At 67.4% G+C, this 17,031-nt stretch carries 17 protein-coding genes; 9 read left to right on the top strand and 8 right to left on the bottom strand.

The annotated features are described in order from the left end of the window. Positions 1-121 precede the first annotated feature (121 nt). Positions 122-1,537, bottom strand: a complete 1,416-nt coding sequence (locus ACIOC1_RS34040) for a hypothetical protein (RefSeq protein ID WP_391052617.1) — start codon at positions 1,535-1,537, stop codon at positions 122-124. After that, entirely contained in the window at positions 1,534-2,100 is a 567-nt protein-coding gene (locus ACIOC1_RS34035) for a sigma-70 family RNA polymerase sigma factor (protein WP_391052614.1), read from the bottom strand. The genes ACIOC1_RS34040 and ACIOC1_RS34035 overlap by 4 nt, the downstream gene beginning before the upstream one ends. 424 nt (positions 2,101-2,524) lie before the next feature. Between ACIOC1_RS34035 and tap the strand changes: the two genes are divergently transcribed. The 3 genes from tap to tpg are packed head-to-tail and all read left to right on the top strand — an operon-like array spanning position 2,525 to position 5,797. Continuing rightward, complete coding sequence (tap, locus tag ACIOC1_RS34030) at positions 2,525-4,771, top strand: telomere-associated protein Tap (RefSeq protein ID WP_391052689.1); 2,247 nt, start codon at positions 2,525-2,527, stop codon at positions 4,769-4,771. 3 nt (positions 4,772-4,774) lie between these two features. After that, on the top strand, positions 4,775-5,236 hold the full coding sequence (locus tag ACIOC1_RS34025) for a protein kilB (protein WP_391052611.1): 462 nt from the start codon (positions 4,775-4,777) through the stop codon (positions 5,234-5,236). Between the two features lie 3 nt (positions 5,237-5,239). Continuing rightward, the gene (gene tpg, locus ACIOC1_RS34020) at positions 5,240-5,797 is read left to right on the top strand and encodes a telomere-protecting terminal protein Tpg (RefSeq protein WP_391052608.1); all 558 of its coding nucleotides are present in this window, start codon (positions 5,240-5,242) and stop codon (positions 5,795-5,797) included. Between the two features lie 43 nt (positions 5,798-5,840). Here the strand turns inward: tpg and ACIOC1_RS34015 are convergent, their stop codons facing one another. Continuing rightward, entirely contained in the window at positions 5,841-6,584 is a 744-nt protein-coding gene (locus ACIOC1_RS34015; protein ID WP_391052605.1) for a TIGR02391 family protein, read from the bottom strand. A 484-nt stretch (positions 6,585-7,068) separates the two neighbouring features. Between ACIOC1_RS34015 and ACIOC1_RS34010 the strand changes: the two genes are divergently transcribed. Then, on the top strand, positions 7,069-7,905 hold the full coding sequence (locus tag ACIOC1_RS34010; RefSeq protein ID WP_391052602.1) for a hypothetical protein: 837 nt from the start codon (positions 7,069-7,071) through the stop codon (positions 7,903-7,905). 120 nt (positions 7,906-8,025) lie between these two features. Here ACIOC1_RS34010 and ACIOC1_RS34005 read toward each other — a convergent pair whose 3' ends face one another. Then, positions 8,026-8,493 (bottom strand): hypothetical protein, encoded by a 468-nt coding sequence (locus ACIOC1_RS34005; protein ID WP_391052600.1) that lies wholly within the window; start codon positions 8,491-8,493, stop codon positions 8,026-8,028. Positions 8,494-8,724: 231 nt separating this feature from the next. Here ACIOC1_RS34005 and ACIOC1_RS34000 point away from each other — a divergent pair, with 231 nt between their 5' ends. Further along, on the top strand, positions 8,725-9,555 hold the full coding sequence (locus ACIOC1_RS34000) for an endonuclease domain-containing protein (RefSeq protein ID WP_401858255.1): 831 nt from the start codon (positions 8,725-8,727) through the stop codon (positions 9,553-9,555). 337 nt (positions 9,556-9,892) lie between these two features. On the opposite strand, the gene ACIOC1_RS33995 is transcribed toward ACIOC1_RS34000, so the two are convergent. Beyond that, on the bottom strand, positions 9,893-10,738 hold the full coding sequence (locus tag ACIOC1_RS33995; protein WP_391052594.1) for a hypothetical protein: 846 nt from the start codon (positions 10,736-10,738) through the stop codon (positions 9,893-9,895). A gap of 476 nt (positions 10,739-11,214) precedes the next feature. Here ACIOC1_RS33995 and ACIOC1_RS33990 point away from each other — a divergent pair, with 476 nt between their 5' ends. The 3 genes from ACIOC1_RS33990 to ACIOC1_RS33980 are packed head-to-tail and all read left to right on the top strand — an operon-like array spanning position 11,215 to position 12,028. Continuing rightward, complete coding sequence (locus ACIOC1_RS33990; protein ID WP_401858252.1) at positions 11,215-11,505, top strand: hypothetical protein; 291 nt, start codon at positions 11,215-11,217, stop codon at positions 11,503-11,505. Continuing rightward, positions 11,468-11,860: a hypothetical protein gene (locus tag ACIOC1_RS33985; protein ID WP_391052590.1), complete on the top strand. Its 393-nt coding sequence runs from the start codon at positions 11,468-11,470 to the stop codon at positions 11,858-11,860. Before ACIOC1_RS33990 ends, ACIOC1_RS33985 begins: the two co-directional genes overlap by 38 nt. Before the next feature lie 27 nt (positions 11,861-11,887). Next, a complete protein-coding gene (locus ACIOC1_RS33980) occupies positions 11,888-12,028 on the top strand; it encodes a hypothetical protein (protein ID WP_391052588.1) in 141 nt (46 codons plus the stop codon). A gap of 478 nt (positions 12,029-12,506) precedes the next feature. Here ACIOC1_RS33980 and ACIOC1_RS33975 read toward each other — a convergent pair whose 3' ends face one another. Beyond that, positions 12,507-12,926, bottom strand: coding sequence for a hypothetical protein (locus ACIOC1_RS33975; protein ID WP_391052585.1), 420 nt, complete (start codon positions 12,924-12,926; stop codon positions 12,507-12,509). A 334-nt stretch (positions 12,927-13,260) separates the two neighbouring features. On the opposite strand from ACIOC1_RS33975, the gene ACIOC1_RS33970 reads away from it, so the two are divergent. Beyond that, positions 13,261-14,679 (top strand): RNA-binding domain-containing protein, encoded by a 1,419-nt coding sequence (locus tag ACIOC1_RS33970; protein WP_391052582.1) that lies wholly within the window; start codon positions 13,261-13,263, stop codon positions 14,677-14,679. A 186-nt stretch (positions 14,680-14,865) separates the two neighbouring features. On the opposite strand, the gene ACIOC1_RS33965 is transcribed toward ACIOC1_RS33970, so the two are convergent. Continuing rightward, entirely contained in the window at positions 14,866-15,276 is a 411-nt protein-coding gene (locus ACIOC1_RS33965; protein WP_391052581.1) for a hypothetical protein, read from the bottom strand. Continuing rightward, positions 15,270-15,902 carry a replication/maintenance protein RepL gene (locus tag ACIOC1_RS33960; protein ID WP_391052579.1) on the bottom strand — a complete coding sequence of 211 codons (633 nt, stop codon included), beginning with the start codon at positions 15,900-15,902 and terminating at the stop codon, positions 15,270-15,272. Before ACIOC1_RS33960 ends, ACIOC1_RS33965 begins: the two co-directional genes overlap by 7 nt. Between the last annotated feature and the right edge of the window lie 1,129 nt (positions 15,903-17,031).

Below are 17,031 nucleotides of genomic sequence, written 5' to 3'. Positions count from 1 at the left end.
TGCCGGACGACCGGGGCGGTACGCCGCCAGCTTTACAGCTGGTCGTCGCAATCTGCTCGTTCGACGGCCCCAATCGTGCGGCCACCGCCGTACGGTTGGGGCGTCACACGTAAACGAGCTTTTAGGCGGATACTGGTTGGCGCCCAAATAGTAGTGTGTAATCTCCTTCTCTCCGGACGCAGTAAACGCCTACGGCATATGGTTCCTCGACAGATCTGAAGAACAATTCGCCGATATCAAAATTATCGGGCCACTGTGTTCCTTCCAGCGTCCAGCGGAGCCCAGTGAGGTCGGCACCAAAAAATTCGGCCCGCGTGAGATCGGCTTCTGTGAAGTCATTGAGTGTGCTTTCAATTACCAACCCGACCTCAGTATGAGACGCCTCCAGCCCAAATGGTCCTCCGGTTGTGTTGTCGAGGATTCGGGCAAAGAGCAAGCCGAGGGTTTGCGTATCGCGCACAGCCGCTTCTCGAAGCTTCTCAAGCACCGAAAGCCTAATATTTTCAAGATCGGAAACGATGCGGTCAGAGGTTTTCTGAGCACGCACGAGCGCCCTAGCCGCTTCAGAGAGTTCTTGTTTGCCAGGGGTCTTCGACCAGTTTTCCAGGGCGACATGAGCAACGGCGATGCAATTCGCGAGCTTCCTGATTTTCCCCTGAGTTTTCCGGAGGGCCGAATTTTTGCTTTCGCACATCTGGGCTGCGATGGCTTTAGCTGCCACCGTAGATTCACTGCAGGACGCAGGGCACGAATTCAGGCTCCGGAACGTGACAAATTTACGCACATTCTTGAGCGCTAATGGAATAGGGGCGTGCAGATCGCCCTTTATTCTGTTCAAGACACCTCCAGTCTTCTGTTCGAAAATCTCACAGAGATTCAACCGATTGCTATTTTCCCGATGGGGGCGAGTTTCGATTTCGTGAAGGGTTGAGGCGATCCAATTTCTGCTCTCCAGTACGAGATCAAGAGCGCGTACAACCTGAAAATTCAGAGACAGGGCGAAATCCAGGGATTCGGAGATATCGCTTGCCAGATCCAGTGCACGATGGATCTCAGGCCCGCTCGCGTCTGCCTGGCGCGCACTTTCGTCGGACATAACCGCGGTCACAACGCCGAGCGCGGAGTCGCGAGCCAAGGCGACGTTCTGGTAAACGTCGCCAATCTCATTTGCGCTTGCCAGGATCGTTCCCAAATTTGCTGAATGAGCCAAGCCGTGCACGGCCGGATGACAGCGCATTTCCAATCGATACTCGGGCGGGATCGCGTAGATGGTTTCCGCAGCCTCAAGGTTACGGAATACCGGATGAAACTCTGAAGGAGGCAGCCTGCCCGGGATTGGAATAGCAAGAATGGCCGCCAAACCCGCTTTGACGTCTAGTATCGCGCCCAGTTCGTGCATTGAGCTGTTAAATTTTGACTCAAGAAGGCGGTCTAGAATGTCTGTTTCGGCATCCGGCGAATTAATCGGAGACTCTACGAGTGGCCGCATTGAGTCATCTTCTACCCGCTGCTTAGAGGGGTCTCGTTCCTCTGTCACCGATCCTCCTCTTCCACCCCAAAGAAAAGCTTCGCGTGCTGTCGAGCCTTAAATAATCCCCTGCGGGCTGCGTCAGGGCTAATCCCCAGCTCCTTAGCTATCTCCAGGGGGCGGTATCCGAGGATACTCAAAGTGAGCACCTGGCGTTGACGCGCTGGCAAACTGTCGAGCAGTTCCTGTACCTCCAGCTTTTTCTCCAATTTTTGAATTACATCATTTGAGCTGACGAGGAGATTGGAGATGTGCCCAGTTGGGACTTCTCTGGTACTGCTCAGATGACGGGCAAATTTTCGAGATGCCACGCGGTGAACCCATCGAAACGGATGATTGATTGTGGGCCACGCTTTATAGGCTTCAAGCATTGCCTCTTGTGAAAAATCAATAGCCTGTGCGACAGGAATTCCATTGCAGACCATAGCGGTGGTAAGCTTACGAAAATTCGCTTCATAAAACGCGCTGAACTCTGCTTCGCATTGCCGGGCGTAATCTTCCTTAAACGTGACGCCAGATTGTGCGCCCGGTGCTGCGCCTGGATTGCTATTTAATGGGTCCGGACTAGTCAACTCTGCGTCCGCTTCCGATCTGTTCCTGGCGCGGTCCTACGGTCATCCGTAGCCAGCGGTTCTGCGAGAGCTGAATCTCCAGAACGCTGTCGGCGGGCAGAGTGCGAGCCAGAGGCTGGATGCGACGCCAGAGTGCGTCAGATTCGCGCGTCCGCCACCGCGTACGCACACATTGCGCGACCTGGACGGTGATCTGTGCTATCAGCCCAGCAACGACTGCGGGGCCGGCCGTCGGATCCATCGGACCTCTTTCTGGAGCCGCGAAGTGCGGCCGTCAGTCATTAAGTGGCGATCAAGGCCCCTGCCGTGACCCGCAACTTCCAAGATCTTTTCCGTGTCTCCTTCAGGCGTGCTGTCGATGTGTGATCGATGAGCGATTCAAAGAGCGATTCGTGCTTTAGGGTGGAGTGTGGAGGTGAGTTCTGTGCCCACGGAGAAGGAACTGTTCAGCGCTGTTGACGCGCTGCTGGAACAGGTCCCGGCCGGTGACCTGCCGCCCCCTGCTGAACGTAGGCGGCTGAGGGAGGCGGCAGGGCTGAGCCAGACCCAGATCGCCACCGCCCTCGGCACCCGCCGGGAGGCGGTCGGGAACTGGGAGGCAGGCCGCACCGAGCCGCGGCCGCCGCAGCGCGCCGCCTACGCCCGGCTGCTGGAGGGCCTGGCTGCACAGTTCCCCACCCCGGAGACTCCGCCGGCGCCGACTCCGCAGGCGCAACCGGCAGCTACGGCCCGGGAGACGTTCACCGGACCGGCCGCTGCGACGCCGGCCGCCGAAGCATCGGCTGCGGCGACCACACCGGCCCGTTCGGCGACGTCGGCCCCGAGCACGGCGCCGCGTACGGCGGCCGCCGTCAGGAGCACGGCGACGTCGCGCCGTCCTGCGGCGAAGAAGGCCGCCGCGAAGCCCGCTCCGGCCGCGCCGTCGACGGCGGCCGCGGTCGATCCGCGGTTCGCGTACGGCCCGCTCGGCGTGCTGGGCGGCGACGGCTCCCTGTACTGCGCGGGCGGCCTGGTGCTGGAGTGCCCCGCGGCGTCGGTGCCGGAACTGGTGGCATGGACGCTGGCCGAAGCGAAGCTCGGTGCGAGCCGGCTGCACCGGTCGGGCAAGAACTCCGACCCGCTGATCGTGCTGACCGCCGCGGCCGCCGACCGGATCGGGCTGCCGGAGCACCTCGAGGACCGCCGGACGATGCGGCTGCCGGAGGACCACAAGGTCGTGAAGCAGGTCGCCCGGGCGAAGTGGCAGCTCACCAAGCGGGGGTTCGGGCCGTGGGCCAGGATCTACCGGCCGGCCAAGGGCAGCGAGCGGCAGTGCGTGCAGCTGGCCGTGCTGGCGTGGGGCGCGCTGGACTCCCGGGCGTGGGGCGACGCGGACCAGCTGCCGCCGGCGGAACTCGCCCGGGTGCTCACCGCCTACGCCTCAAGGGTGCTGACCCCGCGCGGCTCCACCGCGGTCGCCGGCCTGGAACTGATGACGGCGCTGCGGCCGCCGACCCGCGCCGTCCGAGACGAGGCCACCGACACGTGGGTGTCCGGGCCGGTGCCCGGCTCGCTCACCGAGCCGGTCGACCCGGCCTACGTCGAAGCCCCGGACGAACACCCCGTCGTGGCCGCGCTGTTCCCCCGTACCCACGAGCGGACGCCGGCCGAGGTCCTCGATGAGGAGGCGTTCGACTGGATCCGCGAGCCGGAGCTGCTCACCGATGCCGAGTGCGCGAAGCCGTTCGCGGTCGGCGTCGACGTGAACACCGCGTTCCTCGCGGCCGCCAACCGGCTCATGGTCGGCCTGGCCGGCCCGGAGCACGTCAAGGCACCGCGGTTCGACAAGACCGTGCCCGGCTCCTGGCTGGTCGACCTGTCCGAGATCGAGCTGGACCCGCGGCTGCCGTCGCCGTTCACGCCGCACGGCCGCCGCCCCGACGGCCCGGCCTGGTACGCCACCCCGACCGTTGCCTACGCGGCTGAGCTGATCGAGACCTTCCGGCTGCCGGTGGAGCTCCGCCCGCTCGAGGCGTACCTGCGGCGTGACGCGGGTCCGTATCTGGACCCCTGGTACAAGCACCTCGCGGAGGCGTACAAGGCGACCATGGCCGACCTCGGGGTGACCGCCGACCTGTCCCCGGCCGCGTTCCTGGCCGCGATGGAGACCCACAAGGACGGCGACCCGGGCATGGCGGCGGTGCTGTCTGCGATCAAGTCCACCGTGAAGGGCGGCATCGGCAAGCTGCGCGAGCGCCCGCAGGGCACCAGGTACCGGCCGGGCGAGCGGTGGCCGGCCCTGGAGCGGCCGACCTGGCGCCCGGACATCCGCGCCGCGGTGATCTCGGCGGCCCGGGTCAACATGCACCGCAAACTGGTGAAGACCGCCCTGGCCACGCAGGCCGGCCCCGCGCCGACCGGTGCGGTGGTGTTCGACCAGGACGCGCTGCTGCCGATCGCGCTGCTGTCGGACTGCGCGGTCTACCCGGCCGCCGGGCCTTCCCCGCTGGACGTCCTGCCGTACGGGCCGGACGGGAAGCCGGCACCGGGCACGTTCCGGCTCGGCGTCTCGCCCGGCATGGTCAAACACGAAGGGACCAGGGAGCTGTTCTGGGCGGTGGAGCTCCTGGAGGCCCAGCACAACCCGGCCCGGCACATCAAAGGCGACGACACCGAAGACGACGGGGAGTAGACCATGGGCGACACCATCATCGCGGTGACCGGCACCCTGCTCGGCGGCCTGTTAACCGCGCTCCTGCAGTCCCGCCACTCCCGTACCGCCCGCCGCGACGACCGCGCGGAACGGCGCGCGGCCGACCTGCGGGCCGCCCTCGGATCGCTGGTCGCGGCGATAGGCGACCACCGCCGCACCATGTGGTACCGCGAGCACCTGCGCCTGACCGGCGCCCCGCAGGCCCACTACGACTCTGCCCGGGCTGCCAGCCACGCCACTCGCTCCGCCGTCACCGCACCCCTGGTCGCGGTCTCCATCCTCGAGCCCGACCTCGCAACCGCGGCCCGCACCGCCGCCCGGGCCGCGTTCGACATGCGCGGCGCCGCCGATCTGGACGCACTGACCGCCATGCGCGAGCACGCCATCACCGCCACCGACGACCTGGTCGCCGCCGCCGGCCGCGCCCTGAGCCAAGGAGATTGAGACGTGGGCGAGATCGAAGACGCACTGACCCGGGCGGCCGCGAACACCGCGACCCGCCCGATCCCGAAGAACGCCGGCGCGCAGATGCGGTTCCTCCTCAAGGCGGAGAAGGGCTCCACCCGCGCCCTGGCCGCCCGGCTCGGGGTCACCCAGCGCACGGTGGAGCGCTACCTCAAGGGCACCCTGCGCCGCCCCCGCAAGGACCTGGCGGCCCGCCTGGAGCGCGAGGTCCGCAAGGACTGGCAGCCCCGGGTCCAGCAGCGCGCGAAGAAGCACGCCGCCTCGCTCGGCGGCATCGTGATCGAGACCCGGGCCCGCTTCGGGTTCACCGCCGCGCCCGGTTCCACCGACGACGGCCGGATCCGGCGGATCACCCAGCACCTGCCCCCCACCTACGCCGCGAGGCTGTTCGACGCGCAAGCCGCCGGCGCCACCGAACAGCAGCTCCAGGCCATCGCCGCCCAAGGCCTCCAAGAGATCTACTTCAAAGACCGCGGCCGCCGCGCCCAAGACCTCGAGGTGGAGTTCACCGACATCGACTACATCGAACTGGACTTCTGATCGCAGCGAAGTGCGGCTGGGGGCGCCGTAACGGAACGACTGCTCAGGGAGAATCGACGGCCGCGCTGTCTACCCAGCGGGCCAGAACGCTCAGGGCCGCGAGCTGTTCCAGGGCCTCTTGCTCCGGCAATTCCGGCAGTCCGTCCTCGTGGCTGTTGGGGTTCCGGATACCGGCGAAGCAGCCCTCAGCGAAGGACATTGCGCCGCGGTGCACACTGCGGAAGGTGTCGCTGTTGTCGTCCGGCATCAGGCGAAGTCGGGGTTGGCCCGGTTTGGCCGCATCCTTGGAGAACACGCTCTGGAAGAGGGGAGTCTCGCTTACGTCGCGGCGGCCGACCTTGTTCTGAGTCTCGGCGTTGATCTTCCGAGCTGCGGCGGTGACCGCTTCACGGAAGTGTCCGCTGCGCCACAGAGACCTGGCGCCATCCCAGACCCAGCGGTGCATGGCCGCAGCGCTGAGCTGGGGCGCGTCGTCCCCGAGTCGCTCGCGTACTTCGGCGTCCCGCAGCAACACCGCGTCGGCACGCTGGGCTGCTTCTCGGTGCTGGCACCAGCGGTTGACGGACTTGTTGCGGTCGTCTGGCACTTCTGTACGCCACCGCGGCAGGACCCGATCCAGGATCTGCTCCACGACTTGGGCGCTGGCCACGATCTCGGCGCCGCCACCACGATTGGACAGCCTGCTGGTGAAGTTGACGACGTTGGGCGGGTCCGGCGGCCTGTACAGCTCAGTCAGTTCCAGGAAGCTGGCCAGCTCTCCCCGTGCCCATTCGATGTCGATGCTCATCAGAGCATCATCCCAGCGGCCACCGACACCCCCGGGACAGCGCCCCTTCCGGCATTGCAGCTGCCGGGAAAGGGGGCGCTGTTCATCGTAGATGCGCCCGCCTACGGCAGGGCGCGACGTTAGTACCAGCGGTCCTCGACTCTCCGCGCACCAGGCCGATCCCGGCCTCACCCGCGTGGAAGGACCGCCCGTGTACCGCTCATCCTCTTGGCGCCGCCGCGTCGTCGCCGTGCTGGCCGTGACCGCCTTGGCCGTGGTCGTCTGGCCTCATGCCCTGGCGGTCGTGCAAGCTCACCCCGCCCGGACGGTGCGCATCGTCAGGCGCACTCTGCAGCTCGCCGTACGTCGCTTCGCGCCCGCCGGTCAGGAGGTCCCGCGTCGGCCGAGGCCTCGATCAGCTCAACGCCTGGCACGCCTGTCATCAGCAGCAACTTCCCTTACGCGATTGGTGATTTGGGCCTGCCGCGGTCAACAATCGCTGTCCATGAGCGAAGTGCACTGGACCGAAGTGTCCGCGGCCGCGACCGCGGTGACCGCCCTGATCTCGCTGGCGGCACTGCTTGCGGTTGCCTGGCAGTCGCTCCTGACCCGTTCCGGGGTCGACGTCTCCCAGGCCGTCCTTCTGGCCGGTGACCGCGCCCGCCTGGACGACCGCGCCCCGGAGGTCTCGGTCCGGCTGGAGACGCCGCACTGGCCGCTGCTGGCCTGGTCCCAGTTCGGGATGCCGTGCAATGAGTGGCCGGCCGGCCACGAGTGGCACTTCCCCGACCGGGAGTGGGAACGGAGCGTCTTCCAGGCCGTGGTGGTGCTGGAGAACCTCAGCGGCCGGGCGATCGAGGCCAGGTTCGAGGGGGACCTGGTCGTGGCGCCGGAGGACAACCTCGTGCGGCCGGCGCCCTCGCCGATCGTCGTGCCCGCCCGTGGCGACGGCAGCACTGACAACAAGATCCAGGTGTTCCTCCAGGCGAACTTCACCGCCAAGGAACTGTCAGAAAACTACGAGGCCCGCCAACAGGGCCTTCCGCTGCCTCACAGGGCCGCCGGGACGATCAGCGTCCAGGACGACCGGGACAACGGCGTCACCGACACCTGGAACCTCAGCCTGACCGGCTGCCCGATCCAGCCCCACGACCGGCTCGGCAGCGTCTGGGTAACCGTGCCGCACCACGCCATGGAAGGGTCAGGTCTGCGCAGCCTGGACTACGACCTGCTGCCCGCGCGCCGCCGTACGTACTGGATCTCCCGCCGGGAGGGCATCGAATTGCCGGCCCCGACGTTCACTGCGCCTACCACCTGGTGGCGGCGACTGCTCGGCAGGTGAGGGTGCGAACGGCCCCGGCCGCCCGCGTGGGGAGGCCGGGGCCGCGGTGCCCAGGAGGCCCGTGCGACAACCGTAGCGAGCACGCCGCTGTTGCCACCCCCTGCGGGACAACGGCGGTCGTCAGGCGGCCGTGCGGGCCCCCAACGCGGGGTGTTCGTCTCGCAGTTGTTCCAGGGTGGCGTGGACGTCGCCGTGGTCGTCCTGGTCGGTCAGGAGGCCGGTGATGAAGCGCAGGAGGGTGCGGGCCAGGCCGATGCACCCGGTAGTGGGGGAGTCGCGCTGCCAGTCCCGCAGCGCGGACAGCAGGACGTCCCCGACGCGCTCCAGGATGAACGAGTCGGCGGTGGGGTCTTCGTCGTCCGGCACGGTGGTCACGGGCAGGACCAGGTCCTCGGTGAGCCGCAGCATGAGGAACGGCAGCTCGGGGTCGGCTTCCTCGCGGCCGGCGACGCCTCCGCCGCCGCCGGCCTCCAGCGCCATGAGGTAGGCGAAGGCGCGGTGCACCTGCTCGGGCGTCAGCGGGGTTCGGGGCGGCACCAGGTACGGCATCAGCGTCTCCTGCTCGCTCGCGGTCGCCGTGCCGGTCACGGCGACCTTCCCGGACAGGCTCCGGCTGCGGGCCTGTGGACAGACGACGGGGAACCAGCGGTCCGCCGCCCGGCCATACGGTCGCGGTAGGGGGCTGCCCCTGGAACACTCCGATGCGAAGTTCCCCTCACCGAGCAGGAGTTGCCTCCCATGCCGTCGGCTGTGTGGCCCGCATCTGGAGACGGCGGCCCCGGGGCCGCCGTACGGCCCGGCGTCCGTATTGCTCGGGGGATGTCGCCCGAGCTCGTTGAGCGCGTTCTCACCGCCAAGGCGGTCGTCGACGACCGGCGCTCCGGGCGATGCCGGGGCAGCGCCGGGTACTCCTGTCGGAACGCGGCCGTGCACGGCGCGCCCGCCTGCTTACGGCACCTGACCCGCGAAGAACTGGATGCTGTGGCCCTGGCCCGGCGGTGGGCTCAGCCGCTCGTTGACCGATGGTTGTTCCAGCTGCCCCCGGCGTGCTGGTTCTGGCCGGTGCCCGACCTGAGCACCCTGCCGTTCCTGGACGACGCCACCGTTCCGGCGGCCTGGCAACGGGACCGCTGCGCGATCTGCTCGGTTCCGGGTCGACGCGGTGGGCAGCAGGGCACTCTCGTACTCGATCATGATCACGTAACCGGCTTGAGCAGGGGCTATCTCTGCCACCGGTGCAACAAGCGGGAGAGCCACAGCACGCCGGTCGACGGGCGCTACCCCAACTACCGGCGCCTGCCTCCCACCGCGCTTCTGGGGTTGAACTTCCGCTACGGACCTGCGGGACCCCAGGTGCCGGCTGCGCGCCCGGCTCCCGCCGCTCCTGCCCACGACGACGTCCTGCGCCGGTTGAGGCAGTTGCGCAAGCAGGCCGAGCAGTTCCAGGCGAGCGGCAGCGTTGCCCGCGACGCCAAAGGCCGGGCGTACGCAGCCGAGGAAGCAGAGGAAGCCTGGCGCACCCTCGAAGCCCTGCTCCCCATGCTTCGGGCCGCAGTCGGAGCGCCGGCTGACAGCGTTGCCGGACAGCGGCTGCACGACCTGGCCGTCTGGCTGGAGCAGTACCCGCCCCGCCCCCCTGAGTGGGCATGACCATGCACGGCTCGGGGCGACCCCGGAGCCCGGACTGTATCCACAGGCAGCGAGCAGCACCGTACGGGTATGACGAGCGATCACGACGACAGCGCCCTGACCGCCCCCCGCCCGCCAGCGCCGCCCCGGGGACAGTTCCACGACGGCCTGGAGGCGGCGGAGCGGGCGGAGTTCACCCGGCCGGTACCGAAGGGCGCGGCCGCGCAGTTCCGGTTCCTGCTGGCCCGCAAGGCGGACAGAGCAGCGCTTTGCAGCGACAGGGCTGGACGCGTTCACCCGCCCCCTGGTGGCCTTCGGCTGGCTGCCGACTCCGACTCTGTCGACGTCGCACCCGCAGCTAGCCCTCCTCGCCGCTGTCGACGGTTCCGGCCATGGGAGGCAAAACGTTGTACGTCATGATCACAACGGCGTCGTAGCCGTTGGCACCATTTGTTCGATGATAGGGACTGCTTGACGTCAGCATGACGGTGGTGTGCACCTGGTGGCCGATGTTTTGCTCAGTGACCTCCCACGTCAGGTCGACGTCGTTGCCTTGAACGGGGTCGGTCACACCGCCCAGGTGCCGGATCGTCCAAGAGAGCGTCCGGCCCTGGGGGTCGGTGCCGCGGCAGCAAAAGCTGACACGGTCTCCGGGGCGCAGGCTGGTGGCAGTAGGGACAACCCATGCGCCCTCACTGGGCTTCTGGGCGTTCTCGGTGTTGTTGCCAAGGTTGTCCGTCACCCACTCGATGCGCGGGAAGTACTCACCGACCGGGTCCATGCTGCTCACGTAGATCGTCACCCTGTTTCGAATCTCTCCGGCGATGGCGCTCAGCAACTCCTCCTCGAAGACTAGGAGCTCCCGGCTGTGTGCCACGGCGTTCCGCAGAGCCTCGAACCGGTCCAAGAGGACTTCGATCTCCCTCTTCCTCCCCAGGGCCGGGGCTACGTCGTCCCAGTAGGCCCGCACCCACTTGATGAGGTTCGTGAACTCGGCGTAGCTGATCAAGTTAACCGGCACAGCAATAGCGCCACGTGTCGTGCGCCGCTTCTGTTCGACCTCGCGCTTCTCCTCCAGGCGGGCAATCTCCTCCGGAGCGCAGACCCGGCTCATCCAGGTCGGACCGAATTTCTTGCTGAGCGCGATGGTGAGCAGCTCGCGCAGCGCCTGTTCACAGCTGCTCAGAGCCTGCGAGGGATTCATCGTAGGCATGTTGCTCCTGAGAGGTCGCATGGAGGAGTTCACCGCGGTGGGGGCCCAGCGCGCTAAGGCATATTCTTCCCGGTCCCGGCCGGGATCGGTGCGGGCTCATGCGCCGGGGCCCTTCACCTCGGCAGGCGGCCGTTGGCGCCGTCCATCGCGGCGGCCTCCCGTAGGGCGGCGGCCAGGCCGCGCCTGCCCGACCCCCCCGTTACATGCTGACCCGCAGGCCTGCTGATCCCGTCGACGTCGAAGGTGTCCAGGATCCGGCCCCAACCGCCTCGCCCAGTCACAAGGAGAACGCCCTCGACCGAAACGCTCACCCGCCAACTAGAACGCTCAGTCACACTGGCTCACCGAATTACCGAGCGGACCCGTTCCCGTGTGAAAGAGAGCCGCCAATGCGAACGCCCCGGCACGCAGTCCACCGTCCTCCCGGCCCGCGCGAACCGGTCGACCCCGCCCGTATCGGCCGGCGCGTGGTGCACCGCCGCGCCACCGGCATGACCGCCGACGCCGTCGCGGCCACCCTCGAGGAAGCGCGCTTCTTCGCCCGGCAGGCCTCCCGGCACGAGGACCTGGCCGACGACTCGCGCGGCCGCGCGGAACTCGCGGTGTGGGAACGCATCGACCAGCTGCTCGCCGCCGCGGGGCCGGGCGCGGTCTACGGCCCGCAGAGCGACGACGGCGCGCGGGCGGAGCTGGCGGCCTACGCCGCGCGGGAAGCTGAGCTTGCGCGAAGCCGCGCAGATCGAGGCCCGCGCGGATGAGCTCCAGGCGCTGCGCGAGCTCGGCACCCTGGCACAGGCCGAACCCCGGCAGGGTGACGAAGCGGTGCGGGACCTACTCACCCGCCGCGCCGACCACTACGTCCAGGCCGACATCGACGCCTGGTTCGCGCACGCCCTGGCCACCGGCCGCGGCCACTACGCCGACCCAGCCGCCCGCCAGGCCGCCACCGACCTCCTGCCGCGCCCGATCCACACCCACGCCGCGCTGCTGGCCGCCCTGGCCCGCCTTCAGCCCGGCACGGGCGTCGACGTCGACCAGCTGGCGTTCGCTGGCTGCCTCGCGGCCGCCGATCCCGACCGAACTGCCCGCCCACACGGTGGAGATGCTGCGTGACGTCCTGGACATCGCCGGCCGCGATCCGTGGACCTGGCCGGTGATGACGCCGGCGACATCGAGGGCGAGGACGTCCGCGCGGCCGCCGTCGGGCAGCTGACCGCCGTGTACTGGGTCAACCGCGCCGCAGGGCGCCTGTACGTGGTCTCCGTCGTCTGGCTCGGCTGACGGGCTAACAGAGCAGCAGCAACCCGCCCGAAGTGCAGCTCAGTGCGGTGTGATGAACCGCCAGGTCGACAGCCGCTATAGGCGGGCCTGCGTTGCGTCACCCAGGCGCCTACTCACACCTGAACCGCAGTTCCCAGAAGTTTGCCCTCCCAAGTGAGCCTCGCGCTAACGTGGCTACGCACTTCCTTCTTATCTGGGGGGGGGGCGGTTGCACGCATCAGCACAGACGATGCGCGCAGTCAGCTCCGGGAGGGACCCGCCGTAGTGGGGGTTCCGCCCACGGCACGGGAACCGCGGCGAGTCCACTGGGCCCACCGTCGGTAGCCGCGCCGGTGAAAAAAGAAGGAGGTGAAGCAGGTGGGTCCCAAAACCCCCAGCAGGTTGACACGCGTCGTTAGCAGGTTGGCCCTAGCCCTGGTTGCGCGAGCAATCTGGGCAACGGTGACCGATGTGTGGAGCCACATCTGAGCGCTCGCGCTCAAGCGAGGCCTGTGCCCCCCGGCGGGTCTCGCACCTTGCGTTTCCTAGCTTGCCATTCTCGCCGCTGAACCACAGGCAGCACAGCATCGTGCTGCATCGTCGGCCACAGGAGCCACAGCCGGGTGGTGAGGGCGTCGACCAGGACCCGCAGTTGCAGCACGACGCCCTCGCCGCCGGCGGCCTGGTCCAGGATGTCGGCGGCCGGCGCCAGGATGTCGATCAGCCGCCCGGCCCGCACCTCGGGGGCCGCCTCCCGCAGGGCGGTGCGCATGAAGTGCGCGTTCCACCGGCCGCGGGCGAGGGCTTCGGCAAGGTCGCGTTCGGCCGGGTCCGGCACCCAGGTGCCGGACCGGTAACTCTCCAGCAGCACCGCCGCGTCGCGGCGCAACGCCTCACCCAGCGCACTCGTGGTCGTCACGCACCTCCAACGACCACCCGGCCGTCCATGGCACGGGCCAGGCGCGGTAACCGTTGCCCCGCCACCGGACAACGGTTGAGCACCGGGAGAACCACTAGGAGCAGCAGCAACCCGCAGCATTGTGCAGCAAGGTGGCGTACTGCTCGTGCAGCGCGGAGCTTTGGTACATGCTCGCGACCCGGGACACACGGGTGCTGCTCGTGCAGCACGCGGGTTGCTGCACCACCGTTTCCCTGGAGGGGAACGATGCACGCCCCGCGCTGCAGCGCCGCTGAAGGCCTAGATCCTCGCAATTCGGACGCGGCGAACGACGGAGTCAGATACGGTCCTGGCCATGCTGTATCGCTCACGACGCTTGGAAGCGCTTCTTGGCGGCCCGCTGGAGGCCGTCACCTACTCCGACTTGGTGGCTCTGGTTGACAATACCGAGGCATCCGAAGCCGAGGACTTGGACTACAAAACGGAACTGTCAGCCAACACAGACAAGGGAAAAGAGGAATTCGCGAAGGATGTGGCTGGCTTCGCCAACCACATCGGCGGAGTCATTGTCGTTGGCATGGCCGAGGTGAAGGGCATCCCGTCGAAAGTGGTGGACGCTGATGTCTCTGACGCTCTCCGGCGCCATCTCCAGCAGGTCGTGGCCTCCAACACCGCGCCCCCGGTCCGCTTCGATATGCGCGCAGTGCCGAATCCCGATCCGGCGGCCGATGGGCGTGGGTTCCTGCTCATCGCCGTGCAGCGCAGCGCTCACGGCCCCCATGCCGTCACCGCACCACCGACGAAAGCAACGGAAAAAGCGTTGCGGTACCCGCGGCGCGCGGCCAGCAAGACTGACTGGCTCACTGAGACGGATGTGGCTACGGCCTACCAGCGCCGTTTCAGTGAGGGAACTGAACGTAGCCAACGCCTCAAATCGGTAGAACGGAGTGCTGTCTACCGCCTACCACGCAACGGCCTGCCATGCCTGCTCGTCACTGTGGTACCGGAGACTCCCGGTGACATGACAATTAATCAAGAGATTTTCCGCCAGCATCAGGCGGAGCTCCTGACGGCATCCCTCCTGGGAGAGAACGATCACGTATTCGATGAGGTTCGCATCGGTTCTCGGCGTCTGATCGCTACAGGCGGAGATCCTCATGGCACCTGGTACAGCCAGTGCAATCTCTACCGTGACGGGTCCGGAGTATGGGCCATGCGACCAGCAACTCACACTGATTCCGAATCGGAAGAAGAGGAACCTTCCTTCCGTTGGACCGAACCCGACACTGTGGTGTGGTTGTTGCTGTCCGCTCTGCATCTGCTTGGCGTTCATGCCCGCGACCGGGCTGGGGCAACGGGCACAGCGTTGACCAGAGCTGTGGTGATCGAAAGCCGCTACTCCTACCCGGGCGGGCCGGACCGTCCCGGCCCGCTGGCCTTCATGGGCAACCGTCCCGAATATCAACTTCTGTACCCGCTACGGATCGACGGGGTGCACGCAAGCTTCGGTACTCGTACTCATCTGAGTACGCAGACCAGCAGCTTCGCTGAGAGTGAGGCTGTCGTCTTTTTGGACGAACTCGCGGACCCAGGGCCGGGTCTGACACAGGCTGCATCGTTCCTCGCCGATGAGCTCGTGCAGGCCTTCGGCATCCCGGAGGCCCCACCGCTAACCCGAGCTGGACAGCTCCGGCAATCCGGCTGGTCACGGCAGCTGCGACCCGGGATGGTTCGGTGGGCTGAAGCCCACGGAATCGAAATTCTGTCCAGCTAGCTGCTGCGGTCGAGCTGCCTCAGCTCGCACTATCGCACCACCGGCACACCAACCGCGATGTGAACCAGGTGGCGCTGCCCCTGCCCTGACAGACCGCCGGGGCAGGGGCAGCAGAGCTTTGGAACAACAGTCGGCGATCCATGGCAACGGCGCTGCACCTCGGGAGTGCAGCGCCGTGAGGTCAAGCTAAGCGCCGCTGACGGCCTTGAGGTCGCGGTGGTGGCGCTTGGGTGGGGGAGTGTCGTACAGCGGGATGGACGGCTCGAGGAGTTCGCCGGCGGCGATCCGTTCGGAGGCGGCCTGGATCGCGGCCTCCAGGTCCTCGGTGCTCTCGTAGCCGGCGATGTACGGGTGGAGAATGTAGAGCCGGTAGCTGCCCTCGGGTCGCAGCACCAGGTGCCGGTCGACCAGCAGCGCCATCGCGGTGCTAGCCGCGTTCTTGCTCAGCCCCACACGGGCCGCCAGCTCGCTCTGGGAGACACGGACCTCGCCACCGGGCTCCTGGAGGTCCGCCAGGGCGCTGAGGAGGTCGTAAGCGCCCTTGGTGAGGTCCATCTGGTGCAGCATCGTGTAGCCGGCGTTCGCGGTGATCAGCACGCCTGCTCCCCCTCTTCGTCGTCACCGAGCTCCAGCTGCACGCTGCGCGGCGGCGGTGGGGCGTTGAGGACCGGGAAGGCGCCCTCGGGCTGGACGCCGGTCCGCAGCACCGCCAGGACCTCCTGCTGCCGGTCTCCGTTGCCGCGGAACCCGATCAGCGGGTTGACGAACAGCACGCCGTTCTCCACCTGCTGGAGCATGTGCCACTCCTCCAGTCTGCCCATCGCCCGGGTCACATTCGACCGCTCGACACCGAGGTGCTTGGCGATCTTCGCATGCGTGGTCTTCACCCAGCCCTCGCGCTGCCGGCCGATGCAGAACACCAGCACCGCCGACTGGATGGGCGACATGCCGTGCTGCGCGATCAGCACGGCGAGGACGTCGGACAGGAACTCGTTGCTGACCGCGCTGAAGCCGTCGTAGCCGTACATCTCATGCGGCGCACGGTAAGTGATCTCGACCTTGACCTGCTGCGGCGTCCGCGTGCCCGTCGGCGTCTTCTTGATCACGCCGACGAACTTCTCGGTCAGGGTCTGCTGGTAGGCCGGGCTCCCGCCCTTGGGCACCGAGGACAGGCCGGGCTTGGCCCCGGATGCGGGGCGGCGGTCGGGCTGGCGGCGAACCATCGGTCCTGTCCGCTCCTTCTGTCGATCTTGCCGGTCGCAGCGGACTCTATCGGTTGTCCCACTGGACTTGGAGGATTTGTACCTGTCGGCGTGGCCCTTTGGTGCTGTAGACGACACAACGATTGGGCTGCACGCGCTACAGCACCATTCTGACCAGCAGCGTTGAACTTTTGTCCCTGTCAACTGGGAGAACTGCCGCCGATTGTGGTGTCCGCTGACACATTTCCGCAGGTCAGATGTGTCAGCGCCAACACATCGAATCTTGGGAAACCGCAGGTCAAACGGGGTATCGCGCGGCTGCTCTCTTTTCCTTAAGACACGCGCGCGGGCGGGCGCGCGAGGAGCCGCCGGAGCACGCCTCGCCTCGCGTGCGGCTCCATGGACCAACTGCAGGTCGTGGACAGCACCAACGGTTCTGAGTCTCGGGTGGTGGCGGGCCGCAACGTACAAACGCCAGCAGCGAGGTCGGCCAGCGTGGGAGTTCCGCCACACGGCCTGGCGGTCTCACAGCTCCTGCACCTCCGCACGCCGAATTCCAGCAGAATTCCCGGAAGGGGTTCCGTTCTTCGGCTGAGGCATTTACGGGCCGCAGTAATTGGTTTCGCAATCGCATTTCCTCAGCCTCAATCACGGGATTTCTGGCGGCCTGCCTTTCGGTACTGTCGGTGAGGTAAGACGCCAAGATGCACCGGGTGGGTGTGCTCCGGGGACGGTGTCTGAGTCCAGAGGTTAGCTCACGCTCACAGTTGACGCACAACCGATCGGCCCCCACGACCGGAACTGTCCGAAACCGATCCGCCCCCACAACCCCCCGACCGACCCCGACCCCCGCCGCGCCCCCTCCCCTCCTTGCCAGTCTGCTTGTCACCCACCCCCACTGGCCGCACCGAACCCGTGTTCCCGCACGGCCTACGGGGCGCGGAGCGCTCCGCCAGGACCCGAGCGGAGCGAGGGGCCACGGGCCGCCAGGGCGCGGGCTCCGCCCGCCTCCTGGCGGCCCGTCAACCCTGGAGCGAAGCGGAGGGGTTGGCCCGGCTCTGCCGGGCAGACCACGCGGAGCGTGGTCACGCAGAGCGAAGCGCTGCGTCTCGCTGCACATCGCGCAGCGATGTGGTACCCGCTCCGCGGG

This window comes from Streptomyces sp. NPDC088197 (assembly GCF_044741185.1).
Lineage (GTDB): Bacteria > Actinomycetota > Actinomycetes > Streptomycetales > Streptomycetaceae > Actinacidiphila.
The sequence above is the reverse complement of the archived record's forward strand: the minus strand, read 5'-3'. Positions and strand labels throughout refer to the sequence as shown.